Source organism: Bradyrhizobium sp. 1 (genome assembly GCF_023073315.1).
Taxonomy (GTDB): Bacteria; Pseudomonadota; Alphaproteobacteria; order Rhizobiales; family Xanthobacteraceae; genus Bradyrhizobium.
Genome location: NZ_JADPJH010000026.1, coordinates 63,078 through 84,494, shown reverse-complemented (window position 1 = coordinate 84,494; position 21,417 = coordinate 63,078). Strand labels below are relative to the sequence as shown.

Genomic DNA, 21,417 nt, shown 5'->3' with positions numbered 1-21,417 from the left:
AATGTCGCCCGGATGCTCGCAGATACTGACCACGATCTCGACAATGGCCCGCGGACCGAAAGGTCCGCGACCATGCGGATGTGCGCGGTCAGTCGCGAGGTCCGACCAATCGACGAGCTGATCCGCTTCGTCGTTTCGCCGCAAGGCGACATAGTTCCCGATCTCAAGCGCAAGCTGCCCGGACGCGGCATGTGGGTCACCGCCTCACGCGGGGTGGTTGCGGAAGCCGTGCGGCGTCACCATTTTGGTAAGGCCTTCAAGCGCGAGCTGCGCATTCCCCAGACGTTTCCTGCCGACATCGAGGTGCTCCTGGTCCGGAGCGTGACCGAAGTCCTTGGGATCGCGGCCAAGGCGCGCCAGATCGTCGCCGGTTTCGGCAAGGTCGAAAGCGCCCTGCAGGAAGGCACGGTCGAGGTCCTGATCCATGCCAGCGACGGGGCCGCGGACGGAATCCGCAAATTGGACATGCTGGCGCGTCAAAATGACGGAAATCGCGGTGCCAAGCCGCCGATTCCCGTCGTCAACGCACTGAAATCGATAGAATTGGATTTGGCACTTACCCGGTCAAATGTGATACATGCTGCCCTGCTCGCGGGCCCGGCGAGCAAGTCATTCCTGTCACGTAGCCAGATGCTGGTCCGATACCGGATGGCGGACGCTGACAAGACTGCCGAAAAGCCCGGCCAGGATTTCTGAGAGACAACGACCACCCGATAGGACGGTGCGGCAACGCACAACGTTAACAAAGATCAGGATTAGGACTGCTGAATGGTTGATACCAAGACCCCTGACGACAAGAAGCTGAGTGCTCCGAGCAAGACGCTATCGCTCAAGCCGCGCGTCGAAACGGGCACTGTGCGCCAGAGCTTCAGCCATGGCCGCAGCAAGCAGGTCGTGGTCGAGAAGCGTGGCAAGCGCCGTATCGACGGTACCCCCGAGCCGCAGGCTCCCGTGGTCGTTGCAAAGCCGGCTCCGGCCGCGCCGGCACCCGCTCCCGCGCGCCCGGCTCCGCCGCGCAACGCCGGCTCCGGCGTGGTCCTGCGCACGCTGACCGAGGACGAACGTTCCGCCCGCGCCAGTGCGCTGGCCGATGCCAAGGTGCGCGAAGTCGAAGAGCGCCGCGTGGCCGAGGAAGAGGCCCAGCGCCGCTCTGTTCGCGAAGCCGCCGAACGCGTCGACCGCGAGGCCGCCGAATCCCGCCGCAAGGCCGAGGAAGAGCGCCACCGTCACGAGGACGAAGCCAAGCGCAAGGCCGAGACCGAGGCCAAGAAGCGTTTTGGCGAAGGCGAGCAGCCGGCATCTGCCGCGCGCCCCGCAGCTGCCGCTCCGGCCGCTCCTGCGCCGCGCCCCGGCGCACCCGCAGCGCGCCCTGGCACCACCACCACGGCACGCCCGGGAACCACGACCGCACGGCCCGGAACGACCACGGCGAGGCCCGGAGGCGGCCCGTTGGGTCGCGCGCCCGCGGTTGCAGCCGGACCTGACGAGGACGAGGGTCCGCGCCAGATCCGTCGCGGTCCAGGCGGCGCCGCGCGTCCTGTGGTACCCCCCAAGACCACCCACAAGCCCGGCCCGCAGAAGGAGCGCGGTCGCCTGACGGTCGTCACCGCGTTCAGTGCCGGCGACGTCCGCGAGCGCTCGATCGCCTCGTTCCGCCGCCGCACCCAGCGTCTGAAGGGCCACGCGGCGAACGAGCCGAAGGAAAAGCTCATCCGCGAGGTGATCATTCCTGAAGCCATCACGATCCAGGAACTCGCCAACCGCATGGCCGAGCGCGCGGTCGATGTCATCCGCATGCTGATGAAGCAAGGCGCGATGCACAAGATCACCGACGTGATCGATTCCGACACCGCCCAGCTGATCGCCGAGGAACTCGGCCACAGCGTGAAGCGCGTGGCAGCCTCCGACGTCGAAGAGGGTCTGTTCGACGCGGTTGACGATTCCACCGACAACGAGCCGCGTTCTCCGGTCGTGACCGTGATGGGCCATGTCGACCACGGCAAGACCTCGCTGCTCGACGCGCTCCGTCATGCCAACGTCGTCTCGGGTGAAGCCGGCGGCATCACCCAGCACATCGGCGCCTATCAGGTGACGTCGCCCGAAAGCGGCAAGAAGATCACCTTCATCGACACCCCCGGCCACGCCGCGTTCACCGCGATGCGTGCCCGCGGCGCCAAGGTCACCGACATCGTCGTGCTGGTGGTTGCGGCCGATGACGGCGTCATGCCGCAGACGATCGAAGCCATCAACCACGCCAAGGCGGCGCGCGTGCCGATCATTGTTGCCATCAACAAGATCGACAAGCCCGACGCGAAGGCCGAGCGCGTGCGCACCGAGCTGCTCCAGCACGAGGTGCAGGTCGAATCCTTCGGCGGCGATGTCGTCGACGTCGAAGTGTCTGCCAAGAACAAGACCAATCTCGACAAGCTGCTCGAAATGATCGCGCTCCAGGCCGATATCCTCGACCTGAAGACCAATTCGGAGCGGCCGGCCGAAGGCACCGTGATCGAGGCCAAGCTCGATCGCGGCCGTGGCCCGGTCGCGACCGTGCTGGTCCAGCGCGGCACGCTCAAGATCGGCGACATCATCGTCGCCGGCGCCGAAATGGGCCGCGTTCGCGCACTGATCTCCGATCAGGGCGAAACGGTGCAGGAGGCGGGTCCGTCGGTCCCGGTCGAGGTGCTCGGCTTCAACGGTCCGCCGGAAGCCGGCGACCGTCTCGCCGTCGTCGAGAACGAAGCCCGCGCCCGCCAGATCACCAGCTACCGCGCGCACCAGAAGCGCGAGAACGCGGCTGCCTCGATCTCCGGCATGCGCGGCTCGCTCGAGCAGATGATGTCGCAATTGAAGACGGCGGGCCGCAAGGAATTCCCGCTGATCATCAAGGCCGACGTGCAGGGCTCGCTGGAAGCGATCCTCGGCTCGCTGGAGAAGCTCGGCACCGATGAGGTCGCCGCGCGTATCCTGCATGCGGGTGTCGGCGGCATCTCGGAATCCGACGTGACGCTCGCGGAAGGCTTCAACGCCGCGATCATCGGCTTCTCGGTTCGTGCCAACAAGGAGGCCGCTGCGGCCGCCAAGCGCAACGGCATCGAGATCCGCTACTACAACATCATCTACGACCTCGTGGACGACGTGAAGAAGGCCATGAGCGGCCTGCTCGCGCCGACCTTGCGCGAAACCATGCTGGGCAATGCCTCGATCCTGGAGATCTTCAACATCTCCAAGGTCGGCAAGGTCGCCGGCTGCCGCGTCACCGACGGCACCGTGGAACGCGGCGCCAATGTGCGCCTGATCCGCGACAACGTCGTCGTGCACGAAGGCAAGCTGTCGACGCTGAAGCGCTTCAAGGACGAAGTGAAGGAAGTCCAGTCCGGTCAGGAATGCGGCATGGCCTTCGAGAACTACCACGATATGCGCGCCGGTGACGTGATCGAGTGTTACCGCGTGGAGACGATCCAGCGCTCCCTGTAAGTCCAAATCTTACCGAAGCGCCTGGATCTTTTTGAGCTGAAATTGCGGGAGTGCGATGGCCGGATTTATTCCGGCCATCGCGCCGCATTCGTTTCAACAGGATAAATGACAATGCTCGTGTCCCAAACGCGCGGGCACGACGAGGTGATTTCCAGACTATGCCCCGCCACCATCAGAAGAAAAGTTCCGCACCCGGCGGCTCGCAACGTCAGCTGCGTGTCGGTGAGCAGGTTCGCCACGCGATGGCCGAGATTCTGGCGCAAGGCAATGTGCATGATGATGACCTCGAAGGTCATATCATCACCGTGCCGGAGGTGCGGATGTCGCCCGACCTGAAGCTCGCGACAGTCTATGTGATGCCGCTCGGTGGCCGCGACACCGAGATCATCATCGCTGCGCTCGAGCGCAACAAGAAATTCCTGCGTGGCGAAGTCGCGCGGCGCGTTAACCTCAAATTTGCACCTGATCTTCGCTTCCGCGTCGATGAACGATTCGACGAAGCGGAACGGATCGAGAAGCTTTTGCGAACACCTGCGGTGCAGAAGGACCTCGAACAGGACTTGGAACAGGATCCGGATTCGGATCGGGAAGAAGAACAATGACGATGGACCCGGCTCACGGCACGATCGGCGGCGAAGAAGCCGATCAGCGCGACGTGCAGAAAAATAATTTTGCGGATCTCGGCGACAACTCTGCGCCGCACCAGGAGCCGCGCCGCGTCAACAACGATCCGCGCGCCAACAAGCAGAAGGGTCAGCAGCAGCAGCGCCGCGACCGCCGCGACGTCCACGGCTGGGTGGTGCTCGACAAGCCGATCGGCATGACGTCGACGCAGGCGGTGGCCGTGCTCAAGCGCCTGTTCAACGCCAAGCGCGCCGGACACGCCGGCACGCTCGATCCGCTCGCCTCGGGCGGCCTGCCGATTGCTCTTGGAGAGGCCACCAAGACGGTTCCCTTCGTCATGGACGGCCGCAAGCGCTACCAGTTCACCGTGTGCTGGGGCGAGGAACGCGACACCGACGATATCGAGGGCAAGGCGACCGCGACCTCCGACCAGCGCCCGACCCGGGAGGCCATCGAGGCCCTGCTGCCCCGCTTCACAGGAGTGATCCAGCAAACCCCGCCGCGCTATTCCGCGATCAAGGTCCAGGGCGAGCGCGCCTATGACCTCGCCCGCGACGGCGAGATCGTGGAGCTGGCCCCCCGCCCGGTTGAAATTCACCAATTAACCCTGGTGGATCAACCGGATAACGACCGAGCCGTGTTCGAGGCCGAGTGCGGCAAGGGCACCTATGTCCGGGCGCTGGCCCGCGATATGGGCCGGATTCTCGGCACTTACGGCCATATCTGCGCCCTGCGGCGGACCCTGGTCGGCCCATTTGGCGAGAACGACATGATTCCGCTGGATCAGCTGGAGGCTTTATGCGATAGAGCCGCGTCCGGCGAGGGCAGCCTCGCCGACGCGCTTATGCCCGTTGAGACCGCGCTGGACGACATCCCGGCACTGGCCGTCACTCGGGCTGATGCGGCAAGGCTCCATCGGGGCCAAGCCGTTTTATTGCGCGGACGGGATGCGCCCACTAGTAGCGGCACAGTCTATGTCACGGTGGCAGGCCGCCTTTTGGCGCTTGCTGAAGTCGGCAATGGCGAAATCATCCCCAAGCGTGTGTTCAACCTGACCGGCCTGACTGCCAGCGCCGTTCGCAACGAGAGAAATTGACGATGTCGATTGCCGCAGAACGCAAAGCGGAAGTCATCAAGACGAATGCCAACAAAGCCGGCGACACCGGCTCGCCCGAGGTTCAGGTCGCGATCCTTTCGGAACGCATCGCCAACCTCACGGGCCACTTCAAGACCCACGTGAAGGACAACCATTCGCGTCGCGGCCTCTTGAAGCTGGTGTCGACCCGCCGCTCGCTCCTCGACTATGTGAAGAAGAAGGACGAGGCGCGCTACAAGGCGCTGCTCGAGAAGCACAACATTCGTCGTTAAGAGTTCTTGCGCGCGCCCAACGGCGCGCGTTTTCGCGCGTGGTTTCGAACGAAAGCGTTTGTTTAAAGGTTTTTGATCGAGGCTGCGTGCGCATCGGGTGCGGGTCCAAAGCGCGATAAGAATCGCACTTTGGATTGTTGTTTGAGCATGATCTTTTCGGAAAACCGCTTCGCACTTTTCCGGATCGTACTCGAGTGATGGTTCGCATCCGGGGCATGATGGGCGAAGACCGAAGAATTGGTGTTCGCGTTCGTGCCGACTGACAGTCCAGCAGCAATCCGGCGGCTGGGCACAACGGGCAAGGCGCCCGTATGACCCGAAAGGATGGACGCCATCCGAAATCCAAAAACCATGGCAGGATCGCAGGACGCTGATCGCCCGCTTCGATCAACGTCCCGCAATCTTGCGCATGGTTTTTGTTTTTCGAGCCGTCCCTTCTTTCGAGAACCCATGAAAGAAGACCTCTATGTTCAATAAGCATTCAGTCGAGATCGACTGGGGTGGACGCCCCCTCAAGCTCGAAACCGGCAAGATCGCGCGCCAGGCCGACGGCGCCGTCGTCGCCACCTATGGTGAGACCGTGGTGCTCGCCACCGTCGTCGCGGCGAAGACGCCGCGTGAGGGCGTCGACTTCCTGCCGCTGACCGTCGACTATCAGGAAAAGACCTACGCAGCCGGCCGCATTCCCGGCGGCTATTTCAAGCGCGAGGGCCGTCCGACCGAGAAGGAGACGCTGGTCTCCCGCCTGATCGACCGTCCGATCCGTCCGCTGTTCGTCGACGGCTGGCGCAACGAGACCCAGGTGATCGTCACCGTGCTCTCGCACGACATGGAAAACGATCCCGACATCGTCGCGCTGGTGGCATCGTCGGCTGCGCTGACCCTGTCCGGCGCGCCCTTCAAGGGCCCGATCGGCGCCGCCCGCGTCGGCTTCGCCAATGACGAGTTCATCCTCAACCCGACGCTCGACGAGATGGTCGACACCCAGCTCGACCTCGTCGTCGCTGGCACCGCCGACGCCGTGCTGATGGTGGAATCGGAAGCCAAGGAACTGAACGAAGAGATCATGCTCGGCGCGGTGATGTTCGGTCACCGCCACATCCAGCCGGTGATCAAGGCGATCATCGAGCTCGCCGAGAAGGCCGCCAAGGAGCCGCGCGAGGTCACCACGATCGACAATTCGGCGCTCGAAAAGGAAATGCTCGGCATGGTCGAGCAGGAACTGCGCGCCGCCTACGCCATTCCGGTCAAGCAGGATCGCTACGCCGCGGTCGGCAAGGTCAAGGAAAAGGTGATTGCTCACTACTTCCCCGAAGGGCAGGAGCCGAAATACGACAAGCTGCGCATCGGCGGCGTGTTCAAGGAGCTCGAAGCCAAGATCGTTCGCTGGAACATCCTCGACACCGGCAAGCGCATCGACGGCCGCGACAGCAAGACCGTGCGCAACATCATCGCCGAAGTCGGCGTGCTGCCCCGCGCCCACGGCTCGGCGCTGTTCACCCGCGGCGAGACCCAGGCGCTGGTCGTGACCACGCTCGGCACCGGCGAGGACGAGCAGTACATCGACGCGCTGTCGGGAACGTACAAAGAGACGTTCCTGCTGCACTACAACTTCCCTCCCTACTCGGTCGGTGAGACCGGCCGCCTCGGTGGCACCAAGCGCCGCGAGATCGGTCACGGCAAGCTCGCCTGGCGCGCGATCCACCCGGTGCTGCCGCCCCACCACGAATTCCCCTACACCACGCGCGTGGTGTCGGAGATCACCGAATCCAACGGCTCCTCGTCGATGGCTTCGGTCTGCGGCGCCTCGCTCGCACTAATGGACGCCGGCGTGCCGCTGAAGCGGCCGACCGCGGGCATCGCGATGGGCCTGATCCTCGAAGACAAGCGCTTCGCGGTTCTCTCGGACATCCTCGGTGACGAGGATCATCTCGGCGACATGGACTTCAAGGTTGCCGGCACCGAGCAAGGCATCACCTCGCTCCAGATGGACATCAAGATCGAAGGCATCACCGAGGAGATCATGAAGGTCGCGCTCGGTCAGGCCAAGGATGGGCGTATCCACATCCTCGGCGAGATGTCCAAGGCGCTCACCAACGCGCGTGCCGAACTCGGCGAATACGCGCCGCGCATCGAGACCTTCAAGATCGCCACCGACAAGATCCGTGAAGTGATCGGCACCGGCGGCAAGGTGATCCGCGAGATCGTCGAGAAGACCGGCGCCAAGGTCAACATCGAGGACGACGGCACCGTGAAGGTCGCCTCCAGCGACGGCGAAGCGATGAAGGCTGCGATCAAGTGGATCAAGTCGATCGCCTCCGATCCGGAAGTCGGCCAGATCTATGAAGGCACCGTCGTCAAGGTGATGGAGTTCGGCGCCTTCGTGAACTTCTTCGGCTCCAAGGACGGCCTCGTCCACATCAGCCAGCTCGCTTCGGCGCGCGTGCAGAAGACCTCCGACGTCGTCAAGGAAGGCGACAAGGTCAAGGTCAAGCTGCTCGGCTTCGACGATCGCGGCAAGACCCGCCTCTCGATGAAGGTGGTCGACCAGACCACCGGCGAAGACCTCGAGGGCAAGGTCGGCGACGGCGAGAAGGCTCCGCGCGAGGCGGCCGGCGAGTAAGCCTCGCTACCTGTCAGAAACACGAAGGGTGGCCTCGCGGCTGCCCTTTTGTTTGATGGTGACGGTTCACACATCCGTCCAGGCAGGCTCAACGGCGCGGGCCGTCCGGTACCCGCGCGCCTTCGCCAATGATCGTGAACGGCCCCCAAATCCCGGGATATGCATTGATGGGGTCGCTCTGATCGGCAAGGAAGCTCAGCATGGACCGCCGCAGGGCCTCTGCTCGGCCGAGGTTTGGATTGTCCCTCAAGATTTGAAACGTCGACGTCGTCAACCGCGTTGCGGCAGAGGAATCCACCGACCAATGAGAGACAAGCAGGGCCCGGGCACCGGCATAGAAGAACGCCTTGGCCAGCCCTGAAAGTGCTTCGGCACCGGGCGCCCCGCCCGCGATTGTGTTGCAAGCCGAAAGAACGACCCAATCGGCATTCAGCCTCAGCTCAGTCACCTCGCTTGCCGTCAACAAGCCATCGTCCACTGCGCTCGGAGCTTCGGGAATGGACAGCGCGAGAGCGGGTTGCCCGAGCCCCTTGATGTCTCCAGCAACCAGCCCATGCGTGGCGAAATAGACGATCCGGTAGTCGGAGAGCCGGCTCTGCTTGACGTTCGTTTCAGAAGCATTCCGCTCGAAAAACAGATCCTCAGAAGCCGCGCCCGTGCTCCTGGCAACGGCCCTCAACTCATTCGCGGTGTCGAGCAGGGTAGGAAGCGACTTCGCAAGCTGATCACGATCGATGTTCGCGCCATGCCAGAAATCCGTATACGAGCCGCTCGGCGTCAGGGTGGATCTGCGAGGCGTTGCGGTTGCCGCGAGAGCGACCTTTCGTTCCTGCGGGTCGAACAGGGGATCAGCAAATCCAATGAGAGGCTTGCCTGCTCTCACCGTCGCTGCCTCCGGCATTCGAATGGAGCGCAAACTGCCGACTGAAGGCAGCACGCTCACGGCAAAATCCTTGATCAGCCACCGGGCCTCACGATAGCTCGAAAAGTTGGTGGCGCCAGTTTCTGTTGGGCGTTGCATCACCAGCAAGTGAGCCGGCAGGCTGGTGAGCGGGCCCGAAGCGACGATGAGGAGGTGCCGCTTCCCGGCAAAGACCCCGCTGACTGGTTTCAAGAGCTGATCATAGAGCCCGGCGGCGACGCCGAGATCGAAGATTTTGCTCTTGCCGGATCCGGAGGCGTTCGAGAGCTGGGCCACATCCAGGCCTTCCCGGAACGCGGCGACGCGGTCCGTCAAGTACCGCAACGACATTGCAGTCGGCCGCCAGCTATACTGCTGCTTCGAAATCCCAAAAATATGAGTCTGCTTCTCCGTGGTGATCCAGAGGATCAGCGTTTCGTCGTCGGCAAGGAGACTCTGAACCTGTTTGATGGTGACAGGTTGCGAAATCGACAACTCTGAATATTCCGGAGACTGAAGCTGAATCTTTTGAAAGATGGCCTGCAGCTGATCTTCCGTCTCGCGCTTCTGCTTTCGGACCAGGACTGCCGCATCGTGCTCCCAGGCCGTGCCGCCGTTTGCCGACATCGCGGCGAGTTGATTCGTCAGCGACGTACGACGCGCCTCCAAATCCTGACGCTGACGAATCAGGTCGGAGAGCACCCCGCTACCTGCGGAGATGCGAGCGCTCATCTGCTGCACGGCGAGGCCCGTTGAAGAGGTCGTCGCTCTCTGCGCAACCTCGAACGCCTCTTCGCTCAGTGCTGGAGCGTCCGCGGCTGCGGTGTCCGAGACCTTCGACAGGATCGCAAGCCTGGTCTGGAAGAAAGCGCGATAGGACGCCTGGTCAGCGCTGGCCAGATCTTGCGTGATCCGGGACGAGACGCCCTGCGCTTCACGTGCGCCCGAAGCCAATCGGCTCGAATACTCAAGCGCCTTTGTCATGTCGCCAAGATCGCTCTCGAGCGACGCCAGTTCGTCCAGAGCCTTCAAGGCGTCGAGATCGGCTGCGCCGAAAGCCTTCAGTCTGGTGGCAAGGGCCTGTTCATAATAGGTCACGGCCTCCTCAGGCTTGCTTTGCTTACGGAGCAGTCTCCCAAGACCGAGCTGTGCAGGCGCGACGTTGGGGTTATCCTGACCGAAATAGCGCTGCCTAACGCCCAGCGAGCGCGTGTAGAACTCAATCGCCTCGGCATAATTGCTATCCAGAGCTGCGGCATCTCCCCGGGCTTCCAGTGCCGTTGCCATCAATTCGTGATCGCGATATTCTGCGCGAGCCTGAAGCGTCGCGACGGCCCGATCAGCGAGTTCTCTGGCCCGGGCGTGCCGGCCCTGGAGCCCATTGAGCTTGGACAGGTTTGTGAGCACGAACACGGATTCCGCGCTGCTCGCCGTCCCGCTGAATTTCTGGTACAGGTCGTAGGCCCGCCCGAGCAGGATCGACGCATCGTCGAGTCGGCCCAGTTTCAGATAGAGCATGCCTGCCCTCGAGAGAAACGGTGCCAGATCAAGCTGCCCGGGGTAGCTGAACTGTTCCTTGATCGAAAGTGCCGCCAGCGCCGCCTGGAGGGCCTCATCGTCTCTGCCTTGATCGGAATAGACGTTCGACAGCCCTTCATGGATCGCCGACGACTCATACCGCTGTATTTTCTCCGTGATCTTGAGCGCGCGGTTGAGCGTCGCTTCGGCTTCCGTCAAGCGTCCGGTCTTCCGTTGGATGTTTGCGATCGTGGCGAGAGCATTCGCCGTATCAGGAGCGTCAATCCCCTTGGCCGTTTCCATCGTCTTCAGGGCTTCCACGTACCGGTCCTCGGCCTCCTGAAAAAGGCCGTCATGCTCGAGGCGCTTTCCCTTCTCGTGAATCGCGCGGACAGCGGTGAATACGTTAGGGGGCGCCGGCGCAGCCGGTCCGGACTTCTTGTTCGCCTCTTCCTTGAGGCGATTGATTTCGGCCCATTTCTGCTTGAGAGCCGACATATCCGGCGGCTTGTACCCATGGCCCGATTGCTGGGGCTGGAATTGCTCTTCACCCAGCCTCTCGACCGTGGGCCCATCGAGGACATCGCTGTCGATCACGTCGCGTCTTAAGATGACTCCCTTCGACGCTGTCGCGTGCTGAGCGGACGCAACTCGCCCTGCGTTCGGCGCCTTCGAACCGGGCTGAACGCTCCGCGCCGCATCGTCCAATCCGGCCAACGAAAACGACATAGAAACGCGTATTCTGCGCGCCTCAAAATATTCGATCTCGACTGTCCTGGACTGCCTGATCTTCTCGGACAGATCCGCGCTGAGATAGGCCGACATGCAACCGCTCGCTTCGCAGCCGGAGACTGGCGCACGTCCATATGGCTTGCCGTCGAACGACAGCTTCGTGCCCGCCCGGATAAGAACGCCTTGTGGGAGAACGAAGCCGAGACCGGATCGTCCGTCGTTGGAGATCACGGAGACATTGGCTATCGACGCGTTGTTGCGATCGACGGCTCTGCTCTGAATCGAACACTTCTCGGTCGCTGAAGAATTCCCCGTCTGGCAGAGACGCCGCCAGCCGGAGAAACTTCCGAAAATTTCGCCCAGGGGGGCCGGCTGTACGGCTTTCGCCTCGGGCATCAACCGTGTGAATATGGATTGCTGGGATTCGCTAAGTTCGCGCCAATCCACGTCCGGCCCACGATATGCGGCCTGAAATCCCTTCATCCGGAAGCTGAAGGAGAGCGGCTTCCCGTCGCTGGCCGACGCCTTGACAGCGAAAGTATTGCCATCTCCCGATTGCTCGATCGCCCACCGTGTCGCGCTGATCTCGGACAGGCAGCCGTCTGACGTGCAACTGTCGAGCCACGCCGACAGGCCGCCGCCATCAACCGTCGTGTTGATCCGAGCACCATAGTCCGAACGCACCCCCAAGGGGACCAGCACCCGAAACTTTCTAACGTTGTCGGCGGTCGTCATTGCTCCGAAATGTGCGACGAAACCATCCGGGGCTTTGAACGCCGCGGCCGTCAGGCAGACCTTCTTGTCTGTCAGGCAGCCCTTCACCCATTCCAGCGCCTGCGCGTTCTGGCTCGTGCAAAGAAACCCGGGAATGGCACACACCGCCGCGGCATATCGAACGAAGCGCAACGACATTGGAGGATCACCTCATGGTGCTGGCTTGGCGACATCGCGCGTGTTCGCTCGTCTGGATTTCACAATGGGGAATTGCCCCGGGACGGGATGAGGTGAGTCCTGGCATGCCGCCTTGAGAGGGCAACGCATCAAAAATCGCTTTCTGAGAAGCTGCTCGATTTCGTCGTTGCCCATATCTGCCGCTCGCGAAGATGCGCCGCAAATGAGCGACATGGCGACGGCAAATGTAATGGAGAGGGCTGCCTGGTCTCTCGTCCGCAATTTCATGGGCAGGATTTTCCGAGGTCATGCGTTCAAATAAGTTGCATCAAGCAGTTTTTGCGACCGTGATACAAGTCACAGACTGTAGCGCGTTGTGAACGGTGGCGCTTTCCATGGGCCCTGCGCCTGAGCGCTGGAAGCCTGTCTTGCACGATGTGAGAAAAGCGTGCGCTTTCGCACGGCCTCAAGCGGTCATTCGCGCCTCCAAAAAGCTGGGCGGCGCCAAGTTGCTCTTGGCGCCGCCCCCCTGGGTTTCCAACACCCCGGCCTCCAAAAAAGTCCGGGGATCAGCCGACCTCAGCTCACGCCGCGATGTCGTACCGGTCGAGGTTCATCACCTTGGTCCAGGCCTTGGCGAAGTCCTTCACGAACTGCTCCTTGGCGTCCGACGTGGCATAGACCTCGGCGTAGGCGCGAAGCTGCGAGTGCGCGCCGAAGATCAGGTCGACGCGCGTGCCGGTCCATTTCACCGCATTGGTCTTGCGGTCGCGGGCCTCATAGGTGCCGTCGGTGCCGGCCGGCGTCCATTGCGTGCTCATGTCGAGCAGGTTGACGAAGAAGTCGTTGCTCAGCGTTCCCACCTTCGAGGTAAGGACGCCATCCTTCGAACCGTTCGCATTGGCACCGAGCACGCGCAGACCGCCGAGCAGCACGGTCATCTCCGGGCCGGTAAGCCGGAGCAACTGCGCACGATCGACCAGAGCCTCCTCGGGCATCATGAACTGATGCCGCTTGCCGATGAAGTTACGGAAGCCATCGGCCCGCGGCTCCAGCGGAGCAAACGAAGCAGCGTCAGTCTGCTCCTGCGAAGCATCCATGCGGCCCGGCGTGAAGGCGACCTTCACGTCGACGCCGGCATCCTTCGCGGCCTTCTCGACCGCGGCGGTGCCGCCGAGCACGATCAGGTCCGCGAGCGAGACCTTCTTCGCGCCCGACGACGCGTTGAAGTCCTTCTGGATCGCTTCGAGCTTGCCGAGCACCTTGGCGAGCTGAGCCGGCTCGTTCACTTCCCAGTCCTTCTGCGGAGCAAGCCGGATGCGCGCGCCGTTGGCGCCGCCGCGCTTGTCCGAGCCGCGGAACGTCGAGGCCGACGCCCAGGCGGTCGAGACCAGCTCGGACACCGAGAGGCCCGCAGCCAGAATCTTGGTCTTCAGCGCAGCGATGTCCTGATCGCTGGCCAGCTCGTGATTCACGGCCGGGATCGGGTCCTGCCAGATCAGCGTTTCCTTTGGCACCAGCGGGCCGAGATAGCGCTGGATCGGACCCATGTCGCGATGGGTGAGCTTGAACCAGGCGCGGGCGAAGGCGTCCGCGAACTGGTCGGGATTCTCGAGGAAGCGGCGCGAGATCTTCTCATAGGCCGGATCCATACGCAGCGAGAGATCGGTCGTCAGCATCGTCGGCCGGTGCTTCTTCGACTTGTCGAAGGCATCGGGAATGATGGCTTCGGCGTTCTTGGCCGTCCACTGCTGCGCACCGGCCGGGCTCTTGGTCAGCTCCCACTCGAAGTTGAACAGGTTCTCGAAGAAGTTGTTGCTCCACTTCGTCGGCGTCTTCGTCCAGGTCACCTCGAGACCGCTGGTGATGGAATCGCCCGAGTGGCCCGAGCCGTGCTTGCTCTTCCAGCCGAGCCCCTGATCCTCGAGCGCGCCCGCTTCCGGCTCCGGTCCGACCAGCGACGGATCGCCCGCGCCATGAGTCTTGCCGAAGCTGTGGCCGCCGGCGATCAGCGCGACGGTTTCCTCGTCGTTCATCGCCATGCGGGCGAAGGTCTCGCGGATGTCCTTGGCTGCGGCGACCGGGTCCGGCTTGCCGTTCGGGCCTTCCGGATTGACGTAGATGAGGCCCATCTGCACCGCGCCGAGCGGCTCGGCGAGCTGGCGTTCGCCGCTGTAGCGCTCATCGCCCAGCCAAGTGCCTTCGGGACCCCAATACAGCTCTTCCGGCTCCCACACGTCGACGCGGCCGCCGGCGAAACCAAACGTCTTGAAGCCCATCGACTCCAGCGCGACGTTGCCAGCCAGCACCATCAGATCGGCCCAGGAAATCTTGCGGCCGTATTTCTGCTTGATCGGCCAGAGCAGACGGCGCGCCTTGTCGAGGTTGGCGTTGTCGGGCCAGCTGTTGAGCGGCGCGAAACGCTGCTGCCCGGCACCGGCGCCACCGCGGCCGTCCGTGGTGCGATAGGTGCCCGCGCTGTGCCATGCCATGCGGATCATGAGGCCGCCGTAGTGACCGAAGTCGGCGGGCCACCATTCCTGGGAGTCCGTCATCAGTGCGGTCAGGTCCTTGATGACCGCGTTCAGGTCAAGCGACTTGAATTCCTTGGTGTAGTCGAAGTCCTTGTCCATCGGGTCGGACTTGGGGGAATTCTTGTGCAGCATCTCGATGCTGAGCTGGGTTGGCCACCAATCGCGGTTCGCCGGCACGCGTTTTCCACCCGAAAACGGGCACTTTGAAGAGTCGTCCATGAATACCTCCTCTGGTGGCGTCGAACTCGCGCCTTTGACCAGGTAGAAGCACTCTAAGCTTCTCATTCCATCAGGGGAAGTTGACTTTAATGATCGCTGCGATAGGATTTTCTGATGGCCAACGTGACAATGCGCCAGCTCCGGTATTTCGATGCGCTGGCGCGCCACGGCCATTTCGGCCGTGCGGCGGAGGCAAGCTCGATCTCGCAGCCGGCCCTGTCGATGCAGATCAAGGAGCTGGAGGACGCGCTCGGCGGGCTGCTGCTGGAACGCAGCGCCCGGCAGGTGGCGCTGACCCGGTTTGGCGAAGAACTCGCGCCACGCGTCCGCGACATCCTGCGCTCGGTCGATGAGCTCGGCGATTTCGCCCGCGCCTCGCAGGACCGTTTCTCAGGTCGCCTGCGCATCGGCATGATCCCGACGATCGCGCCCTATTTGCTGCCCACCATCACCAAAAACCTCACGCGCATGCATCCGGAGCTCGACATCCGGGTGCGCGAGACGATGACGCCGCGGCTGATCCAGGAGTTGGTCGAAGGCCGGCTCGACACAGCCATCGTCGCCCTGCCGGTGTCGGAGCCCTCGCTCACCGAGGTCGCGCTGTTCGACGAGAAATTTTTGCTGGTGCGGCCGGGCTCCGATGAGGGCACACCGGCGCCGTCGCGCGAGATGATGCGCGAGATGCGGCTGTTGCTGCTCGAGGAGGGGCATTGCTTCCGCGACCAGGCGCTCTCCTTCTGCAACATGCAGTCGGCGCCGCCACGCGAGATGCTGGATGCGAATTCGCTGTCGACCCTGGTGCAGATGGTCAGCGCCGGCATCGGCGTCACGCTGATCCCGGAGATGGCGGTGCCGGTGGAGACGCGATCGGCCTCGGTCTCGCTGTCGCGCTTCCGCGACCCCGAGCCCTCGCGCACCATCGGCATGGTCTGGCGCAAAACGAGCCCGCTGGCGCGGCAATTGCTCCAGATCTCCGAAGTGGTGTGCCTGTCGGCCGGCAAGGTGCGCACGCGGCAGGCCGTCCGCGGCCAACGGGCGTAGGCCTCGATGTCGGATCCCGTCATCCGCCCCGCCCGCGTCGACGAATATGACGAGGTCGCCCGCGTCTGGATGGAGAGCTGGGTCTCGACCGGACTTGCCGAGGCGAGCGACTTCCTGCTGGCGAACCTGCGTGCACGTGTCGCGCGCGAGATCGAGGACGGCTGGACCCTGTTCGTCGCCGACGACAACGGCACGATCGCCGCGATGCTGGCGCTGCATCTGCCAAAGCTCTATCTCGATATGCTTTTCGTCGGACCCGCCTATCAGGGGCGATCGCTCGGACGGAAACTGCTCGCCTTCACGCGCACGCAAATGCCCGATGAGATGTACCTGCGCTGCGTCCGCGAAAACGAAAAGGCCTGGCGCTGGTACGAGCGCGAGGGCTTTGTGTTCGAGAAGGAAGAGGTCGAGCCGTCGAACGGGTTCGTGATGAAATATTACCGGTGGAAGCGGCGGCCCGTCGGGTAGACAACGATTTCCGGGTGCAGCTTGCGGTTGTCATGATCCCAACTTAGTGTGGCGCGTCTTCCGCATCTCGCCTCCCGGAATCCATGGTTCGCATTGCTGTCTCCATCATGACCCTGCTGGCCCTCATGGCTCCGGCAGCCGCACAGACCCCTCCCGCAACCACCGTGCCCTCGGCTCAGACCGCACCACCCGGAAAGCCGGCTGCCAAGAAAGCGACGGCGAAGCCGAAGGCGCCCGCCAAGCCTGCAGACATCGCCAGCACCGGTCCCTGCCGCCTTGGCGTCATTTCCGCAATCGGCGACCGCTTCTCCGTCGAGAAATTCGGCCTTACGGTGTTCGAGACTGAATTCAACGAGGTTTCGATCGACGATTGGGGCCTCGACGACATCGTGCTGGCCCGTGTCCGTGCCGCGGCCGGCGCCGATCCGGCGATCAGGAAGGTCAGCTATCCCAAGGGGGCATTTGAACCCTTCTACAATCCCAAATCCAGGCTCATCCCGGATCCGAGCGAACGGTTGCCGGCGATCGTTCGTGGCATCACGCCTAATGCGAATTGCGAGCGCTATCTCGTCGTGACCAGGTTCAAGACCGAGTTGCAGGGCTCCAGCCTGACGCTGGATGGCATCGGCGCCTACAGTCGCGGCCTTGGATCTTTCGCCAGGCATTCGCACCTGTTCGCCAACATTGCGATCAATCTGATCGATGGGCGGAGCTACGAGCAGATCAATCGGAATTTCGCCAATTTCGGCTCCAATCTCTCCGAGAGCTTGAGGTTCACGGAAGATCCGATGACCAAACTCGACAATTCCCAATTCCCTGACCCACCCGCCGCGGCTTCGAGCAATGTGACGCTACGGGAGAGGACTCGGGCGCTCGTCGCGACGAGACTCGATCGGACTCTTCCCGGCTATCTCGAGGAGGATTGAATCGGATGGCCTGCGCATCTGCCGTCTTGATTCAATCGACCCTGGCACGCAATAAATCCAATCTGGTTTGGTCTCGCTGATGGAAAGTTCCCACCATGATCAGGCTCTATTGGTCGCCCCGCTCGCGTTCCTTCACGACGCTCTGGCTAATGGAAGAGAGCGGCTTGCCCTATGAGCGCGTGTTGACCGACATCTCGACCGGCGCGCAGAAGGCGCCGGACTTTCTCAAGGTCAATCCGATGGGCAAGGTGCCGGCGCTCAGCGACGGCGATGCCGCGCTAGGCGAAGCCGCCGCGATCTGCGCCTACATCGCCGACCGCTATCCCGAGGCGAAGCTGGCGCCCGCGGCGACCGATCCGCGCCGCGCGCGCTATCTGCAATGGCTGTTCTTCTCGCCGGGCTGCATCGAACCCGCCATCATCCAGATCTACACCAACATCGAGGTGCCGACCTCGACTGCTGCCTGGGGCAGTGCGACGCAGGTGTTCGACGTGCTGGAAGCGGCGCTCGAAAAGGGGCCGTGGATTCTCGGCGAGGATTTTTCCGCTGCCGACATCACCATCGGCTCGGGCCTGAATTTCGCGGTGCGCCAGTTCAAGATGGTGCCGTCGCGCCCGGCCTTCGATGCCTATCTCGGGCGCTGCATGGCGCGGCCGGCGTTCCAGCGCGCGGAAAAGATCGCGGCGGGCTAGGGCGTGTACTCATAAATCGGGGAGGCCGTTTGACGTCCGCTATGCCTCTGATAGCGGCCCGAAATCGGAATGTTGCAGGACTTCCGCCTTGGACCATCAACGGAACAGTAGCGTTCTAACTATTTGGAAGGCTTCTTGGTCCAAGGGTGCCGCCATTTGCAAGGCCCTATTCCCGCGAGATGGTTCTATGGACGCGAAATCAGCTATACGATTTAAACAGCACGTAGAGCGGGTCACTGAGGAGTTGTCCCTAGCGCTCACGCTCGCCAAAGAAGCTTCTCCAGCAGATGAATTTCTGAGATTGAGGACATCGGTCGGCGATATCATTGCTCGGATCGACACCATGCTTCAGGACAATATCTACAAAGAACATCCGGGTCTGGATGGCATGAAAGACTGACCGCTAACGTCCGCTGCGAGCCAAAAGCAGCAGTGGGTGCCAAGCTGTATTGGCGTTCGGTTTGCCCCTGACAGCCGACATGACACGCGCTCAATTGACCTTCGGCTAAGGGCCATAAGCGAGCGCGGCAAAACATGTCAGCGTATGCTCCGGCGAATGCTGTTGGTCCACGCCTGTGCGGAGCTAACGCTGCGCCGGCGAGCCAGAAAGTCCTTGACGCAACAGAACACCATGGATTTGGATCGGTCGGAAGACCTTGATTGATCGTTGGACGGAGCCGCCCCGTGGGACTCTTGCTGAGAATTATGCTCGCAACCGCTTTCGTGAACCTTGCTCCAGCCGTCGCCCAGCCGCCGAAAAAAGCCGTCGCTTCTCCCGCCTTGCAGAAGGAATTCGATGGTTTCATCGAGAAGTTTCGCGCGGCGCTGAGCACAAACGATGCGGCCGCCGTCGCCGGTATGACACGATTGCCGTTCATGAACGACAGCGCAATTCGCGACGCCACTCAATTTCACGCCAAGACCTATCCGATCTCGTTCACGGCGAAAAATCGCGCGTGCATCCAGCGCGGCAAGGCCGTCTACGATCGCGACCAAGAGAACAACGACAATTACTTCGTCTTCTGCGGCGAGACCATCTTCGTCTTTACCAAGACGCCGGCGGGCTTCCTTTTTACGGATGTCGGCGCGAATGACTGATCAGGCAACAATGCTATCGACTGCCGCCTGACGTATGATCGGCGCTCGCTCAGCAACGTATCGGATACCGCAACCTAGGCGATGGGCCGCACTCGTCAACGGCGCTTAACCCTCGAAAGCTGACGTTTATGAGTACACGCCCTAGTCCGGCATCTTCAGATCGTCCGGCCGCGGCATCAAAACGGTGTTGTAGCCTGAATCGACATAATGGATTTCGCCGGTCACGCCGCCGGAGAGGTCCGACAACAGATACAACGCGGAGCCACCGAGCTCGTCGAGCGTGACGCCGCGGCGGAGCGGCGAATGCTTTTGCATGAAGGCGAACATCGCGCGCGCCTCGCCGATGCCGGAGCCGGCAAGCGTGCGGATGGGACCTGCGGAGATCGCGTTGACGCGGATGCCGCGCGGTCCGAAGTCGGAGGCGAGATAGCGCACCGAGGCTTCCAGCGCTGCCTTGGCCACGCCCATCACATTGTAATTCGGCATCGCGCGCTCCGAGGCGCCGAAGGTCAGCGTGATCATGCTGCCGCCCTCGGTCATCAGCTCGGCGGCGCGCTTTGCGACCTCCGTGAAGGAGAAGCAGGAGATCACCATCGTGCGGGAAAAATTTTCGCGGCTGGTGTCGGCGTAGCGGCCCTTCAGCTCGTTCTTGTCGGCAAAGCCGATCGCGTGGATGACGAAATCGAGCTTGCCCCATTTTTCGCGGAGCGCATCGAAGGTGGCATCGACACTGGCGATGTCCTCGACGTCGCAGGGCAGCACCAGGTCCACGCCAAGTGATTCCGCCAGCGGCTTGACGCGCTTGCCGAGGGCCTCGCCCTGGAAGGTGAAGGCAAGCTCGGCGCCATGGGCATGCAGCGCCTTCGCCATGCCCCAGGCGATCGAATGATCATTGGCGATGCCCATGATCAGACCGCGCTTGCCTTTCATCAAACCTTCCATCTCGCAATTACTCTCCACTCTCCGTCATGCCCGGGCTTCCACGTTCTTCGATCCACGCGCCTAAGACGTGGATGGCCGGGACAAGCCCGGCCATGACAAGAAAATCAACAGTCCGCGAGAACGTCACACATCCAGCCGGCTGAACACCAGCGTGGCGTTGGTGCCGCCGAAGCCGAAGGAGTTCGACAGCACGGTGCCGATTTTGACGTTGTCGATGCGCTTGCGCACGATCGGCATGTCAGCGAACGCGGGGTCGAGCTCCTGGATGTGCGCGCTCTCGCAGATGAAGCCGTTGTTCATCATCAGCAGCGAGTAGATCGCCTCCTGCACGCCGGTGGCGCCGAGCGAGTGGCCGGTCAGCGCCTTGGTCGCCGAGATCGGCGGGCATTTCTCACCGTTTCCAAACACGCGTCGCAGCGCGTCGATCTCCGGCGGATCGCCGGCCGGCGTCGAGGTCGCGTGCGGGTTGATGTAGTCGACCTTGGTTTTCACCGTCGACATCGCCATGCGCATGCAGCGCTCGGCGCCTTCACCTGACGGTGCGACCATGTCGTAGCCGTCCGACGTCGCGCCGTAGCCGACGATCTCACCGTAAATGCGCGCGCCGCGCGCCTTGGCGTGCTCGAGCTCTTCCAGCACGAGGACTCCCGCGCCGCCGGCGATGACAAAACCGTCGCGGTTGACGTCGTAGGGACGCGAGGCGGTGGCGGGCGTGTCGTTGTATTTCGAGGACATCGCGCCCATGGCGTCGAACAGCACCGACAGCGACCAGTCGAGCTCCTCGCAGCCGCCGGCGAAGATGATGTCCTGCTTGCCGATCTGGATCGTCTCATAGGCGTTGCCGACGCAGTGGTTCGAGGTCGCGCAAGCCGAGGAGATCGAATAGTTGACGCCCTTGATCTTGAACCAGGTCGCAAGCGTTGCGGAGGCCGTGGACGACATCGCCTTCGGCACTGCAAACGGCCCGACGCGCTTCGGCCCCTTGGTGCGGGTGATGTCGGCGGCTTCGACGATGGTGCGGGCGGACGGTCCGCCGGAGCCCATGATGATGCCGGTGCGGATGTTGGAGACGTCTTCGGGCGACAAGCCAGAGTCCTGGATCGCCTGCTCCATCGCGATGTGATTCCAGCCGGCACCCTGGCCGAGGAAGCGCATCGCACGCCGGTCGACAACCGTCGCAGGATCGATCGTCGGCGCACCCTGCACCTGCGACCGGAAGCCGAGCTCGGCATATTTCTCAGCCCGAGAAATGCCCGACTTCGCCTCGTGAAGGCTTGCAAGCACCTCCTGGGTGTTGTTTCCGATGGACGAGACGATGCCCATCCCGGTGACCACAACCCGCCTCATGACAGCCTCGCCTAAATCG

General features: G+C 62.8%; 16 protein-coding genes. 12 read left to right on the top strand and 4 right to left on the bottom strand.

Going from position 1 to position 21,417, the window contains the following annotated elements; translation table 11 throughout:
* Window positions 1-12 precede the first annotated feature (12 nt).
* From IVB29_RS20915 to pnp, 6 genes are all read left to right on the top strand, one after another.
* Window positions 13-696 (top strand): RNA-binding protein, encoded by a 684-nt coding sequence (locus IVB29_RS20915; protein WP_247505276.1) that lies wholly within the window; start codon window positions 13-15, stop codon window positions 694-696.
* A 72-nt stretch (window positions 697-768) separates the two neighbouring features.
* The gene (infB, locus tag IVB29_RS20910; RefSeq protein ID WP_247505275.1) at window positions 769-3,474 is read left to right on the top strand and encodes a translation initiation factor IF-2; all 2,706 of its coding nucleotides are present in this window, start codon (window positions 769-771) and stop codon (window positions 3,472-3,474) included.
* Between the two features lie 158 nt (window positions 3,475-3,632).
* Entirely contained in the window at window positions 3,633-4,076 is a 444-nt protein-coding gene (gene rbfA / locus IVB29_RS20905; protein WP_247505274.1) for a 30S ribosome-binding factor RbfA, read from the top strand.
* Entirely contained in the window at window positions 4,073-5,194 is a 1,122-nt protein-coding gene (gene truB / locus IVB29_RS20900; protein WP_247505273.1) for a tRNA pseudouridine(55) synthase TruB, read from the top strand. The genes rbfA and truB overlap by 4 nt, the downstream gene beginning before the upstream one ends.
* A 2-nt stretch (window positions 5,195-5,196) precedes the next feature.
* Window positions 5,197-5,466: a 30S ribosomal protein S15 gene (gene rpsO, locus IVB29_RS20895; protein WP_247505272.1), complete on the top strand. Its 270-nt coding sequence runs from the start codon at window positions 5,197-5,199 to the stop codon at window positions 5,464-5,466.
* Between the two features lie 466 nt (window positions 5,467-5,932).
* On the top strand, window positions 5,933-8,089 hold the full coding sequence (pnp, locus tag IVB29_RS20890) for a polyribonucleotide nucleotidyltransferase (RefSeq protein ID WP_247505271.1): 2,157 nt from the start codon (window positions 5,933-5,935) through the stop codon (window positions 8,087-8,089).
* An 88-nt stretch (window positions 8,090-8,177) separates the two neighbouring features.
* On the opposite strand, the gene IVB29_RS20885 is transcribed toward pnp, so the two are convergent.
* Entirely contained in the window at window positions 8,178-12,152 is a 3,975-nt protein-coding gene (locus tag IVB29_RS20885; RefSeq protein WP_247505270.1) for a CHAT domain-containing protein, read from the bottom strand.
* A gap of 563 nt (window positions 12,153-12,715) precedes the next feature.
* Window positions 12,716-14,884 (bottom strand): catalase/peroxidase HPI, encoded by a 2,169-nt coding sequence (katG, locus tag IVB29_RS20880; protein ID WP_247505269.1) that lies wholly within the window; start codon window positions 14,882-14,884, stop codon window positions 12,716-12,718.
* Between the two features lie 114 nt (window positions 14,885-14,998).
* On the opposite strand from katG, the gene IVB29_RS20875 reads away from it, so the two are divergent.
* From IVB29_RS20875 to IVB29_RS20850, 6 genes are all read left to right on the top strand, one after another.
* On the top strand, window positions 14,999-15,925 hold the full coding sequence (locus tag IVB29_RS20875; protein WP_247505268.1) for a hydrogen peroxide-inducible genes activator: 927 nt from the start codon (window positions 14,999-15,001) through the stop codon (window positions 15,923-15,925).
* 6 nt (window positions 15,926-15,931) lie between these two features.
* On the top strand, window positions 15,932-16,393 hold the full coding sequence (locus IVB29_RS20870; protein WP_247505267.1) for a GNAT family N-acetyltransferase: 462 nt from the start codon (window positions 15,932-15,934) through the stop codon (window positions 16,391-16,393).
* A gap of 83 nt (window positions 16,394-16,476) precedes the next feature.
* Window positions 16,477-17,319, top strand: a complete 843-nt coding sequence (locus IVB29_RS20865) for a hypothetical protein (protein WP_247505266.1) — start codon at window positions 16,477-16,479, stop codon at window positions 17,317-17,319.
* Window positions 17,320-17,414: 95 nt separating this feature from the next.
* Window positions 17,415-18,011, top strand: a complete 597-nt coding sequence (locus IVB29_RS20860; protein WP_247505265.1) for a glutathione S-transferase family protein — start codon at window positions 17,415-17,417, stop codon at window positions 18,009-18,011.
* Window positions 18,012-18,198: 187 nt separating this feature from the next.
* Window positions 18,199-18,411, top strand: a complete 213-nt coding sequence (locus tag IVB29_RS20855) for a hypothetical protein (protein ID WP_247505264.1) — start codon at window positions 18,199-18,201, stop codon at window positions 18,409-18,411.
* A gap of 284 nt (window positions 18,412-18,695) precedes the next feature.
* Entirely contained in the window at window positions 18,696-19,109 is a 414-nt protein-coding gene (locus IVB29_RS20850) for a hypothetical protein (protein ID WP_247505263.1), read from the top strand.
* 141 nt (window positions 19,110-19,250) lie between these two features.
* Here IVB29_RS20850 and fabI read toward each other — a convergent pair whose 3' ends face one another.
* Together fabI and fabB are read right to left on the bottom strand one after the other, a co-directional pair.
* Window positions 19,251-20,051 (bottom strand): enoyl-ACP reductase FabI, encoded by an 801-nt coding sequence (gene fabI / locus IVB29_RS20845; protein WP_247505262.1) that lies wholly within the window; start codon window positions 20,049-20,051, stop codon window positions 19,251-19,253.
* A gap of 123 nt (window positions 20,052-20,174) precedes the next feature.
* The gene (fabB, locus tag IVB29_RS20840) at window positions 20,175-21,398 is read right to left on the bottom strand and encodes a beta-ketoacyl-ACP synthase I (protein ID WP_247505261.1); all 1,224 of its coding nucleotides are present in this window, start codon (window positions 21,396-21,398) and stop codon (window positions 20,175-20,177) included.
* Window positions 21,399-21,417 lie beyond the last annotated feature (19 nt).